The sequence below is a fragment of the Bellilinea sp. genome (assembly GCF_034432615.1).
Lineage (GTDB): Bacteria > Chloroflexota > Anaerolineae > Anaerolineales > Anaerolineaceae > Bellilinea.
In genome coordinates, this window is the sequence record NZ_DAOUBL010000267.1 from 1 (window position 1) to 2,500 (window position 2,500).

At 51.6% G+C, this 2,500-nt stretch carries 1 rRNA gene (cut by a window edge); it reads right to left on the reverse strand.

The features are described from left to right. Window positions 1-2,500: ribosomal RNA gene (locus VAE48_RS11825) — 23S ribosomal RNA — on the reverse strand (its annotated part continues 1,339 nt past the right edge of the window); the annotation flags it as partial.

Below are 2,500 nucleotides of genomic sequence, written 5' to 3' on the forward strand. Positions count from 1 at the left end.
GACCAGAGGCTACCCCAGTCCGGTCCTCTCGTACTAGGACCAGCTCCCCTCAAGCTTCCAAACGCTGACAGCAGATAAAGACCGACCTGTCTCACGACGGTCTGAACCCAGCTCGCGTACCGCTTTAACGGGCGAACAGCCCGACCCTTGGGACCTTGTCCAGCCCCAGGATGCGATGAGCCGACATCGAGGTGCCGAGCGAAGTCGTCGATGTGAACTCTTGGACTTCACCAGCCTGTTATCCCCGGGGTAGCTTTTATCCGGTAAGCCACGGCCCTTCCACTCAGTACCGTGGGATCACTAAGCCCGTCTTTCGACTCTGCTCGACGCGTTGGTCTTGCAGTCAAGCTCCCTTATGCCTTTACACTCTTTGGGTGGTTTCCATTCACCCTGAGGGAACCTTTGGGCGCCTCCGTTACCTTTTAGGAGGCGACCACCCCAGTCAAACTGCCCACCTGGCACGGTCCCCCACCCGGATCACGGTGTGGGGTTAGGGTCTAAACATCATCAGGGTGGTATTTCACTGACGTCTCCACCGAGGCTGGCGCCCCAGTTTCTCAGACTCCCACCTATCCTACACAGACGATGCCCAAACTCAATGCCAGGATGCAGTAAAGCTCCACGGGGTCTTTTTGTCCTGCTGCGGGTAGGCCGCATCTTCACAGCCATTTCAATTTCGCCGGGTCCCTCGTTGAGACAGTGTCCTAGTTGTTACGCCGTTCGTGCGGGTCGGAACTTACCCGACAAGGAATTTCGCTCGGTTGACCTCACTCTGTTTCCAGAGGAGCCGGACTTTATCTTTCTCGCTGAGTGTTCATTTTGGAAGCAATTTCGCGAATCTGTTCGATTCCTTCCGGTTTGAGATGTTCCCCACGCTCCATCAACATCAGGATTTTACGGAACTTCATAAAATCCACCCGTTTTTTGGATTTGAGCGGATGCTTTTCAAAGAACGGGATGATCCGTTCCCGCAGATGCTGGATATTTCGCACCCGAAAAGCCATCCGATCTCCGTGATTGCGGCGCACCACCCCACACCCAAAAAATTGTTTGAGCGCATACAACAACTGAATATCTCGTTCGTGCTGTACGACCGTAAATTCAGGCAATACCTGAAAACCGGTGCTCATTTGCGGATGGGGATTGATACCCACATAAAAACATCCCTCGCCATCAACGAAACCAACCACCCACTGTGCTTCCAGTCTCGATTGCGAGACCGAACGTAAAGTCTCTGAGGATTCTTCCATTCAAGTTTTCCTTTCTGGAAGTCTTTCCTGCGGATTGTCCCCGTGTCCAGCGGATTTTTACTGCCCGAACCATGTTCAGACGAGTACCGCGTGGCTGTATGAGGAGTTTCCCGCATATAGTTCGGTTTTACTAAGGCTCGCGTCAAGAACCTTAGGACCGTTCGATTTGTTACACCCTTTAGAGGGGGTGGGGTTGAATACCCACTCTGCCTGTCGCCAGGCAGTCCGGACTATATCATCCTCTGCTTTGAGAGGTCTGGCGTATAGTCTCTGAGGATTCTTCAGTCTGAAATCTTCTCAGAATTTCAGCGTCGCTGTAACGCCGCTTTCCGCCATCGTTCATTGTTGTGCGGATTTGCAAAATCTGCTCAACACCATCTCGTTTCAAATGCTGCCCGTCTCTCATCAGAGCGGCAATTTTTACAAACTTGGCAAAGTCTCGCTTTTTCTTTGCCGAAAGAAAGTGAAATCGCTCAAAAAACGGAATGACGTTTTCCACGATGGCATTGAGATTATTGACTTCGTAGTACCAGACTCCATCTTTTCGGCTGCGCAGTGTCCCGCATTGCAGATACCTCTTGAAAAGAGCAAGGATAACCTTGTCTTTCTGCGAAATATTGAAACACAGTGACACTTTCCATGGTTGGCGGTAATCTTTTCGAGGTCGGAAGCTGACATTAAAACTTCCTTCCCCGTCTGCAAATCCCGCCAGGTAATAGCCGATCTCGGAGGGTACTTTCTTGACGTCCAGCATCCCTGAAGCCTTTCCTGCTGATTGTCCGCACCGCCAGCATTGTCACTCATTTGCCAAATGCAAACCGAGTAGCTGCGGATACACCGGATTTTCCAGCATATAGCCAGATTTTATAACTACAGGTCATTCTATAGTTACGGCCGCCGTTCACCGGGGCTTCGGTTCAGAGCTTCGCTTGCGCTAACCCCTCCCCTTAACCTTCCGGCACTGGGCAGGCGTCAGCCCCTATACATCGCCTTTCGGCTTTGCAGAGACCTGTGGTTTTGGTAACCAGTCACTAGGACCCTTTCACTGCGACCTCTCAACGCTCATTATTCATTCACGTCGAAAGGCACCCCTTCTCCCGAAGTTACGGGGCTAATTTGCCTAGTTCCTTAACGAGGGTTCTCCCGTTCGCCTTGGTATATTCTACCCGTCTACCAGTGTCGGTTTGCGGTACGGGCGCTCAAGATTCAACGTTTAGAAGCTTTTCTCGGCAGCAAGGCTCAACTCACTT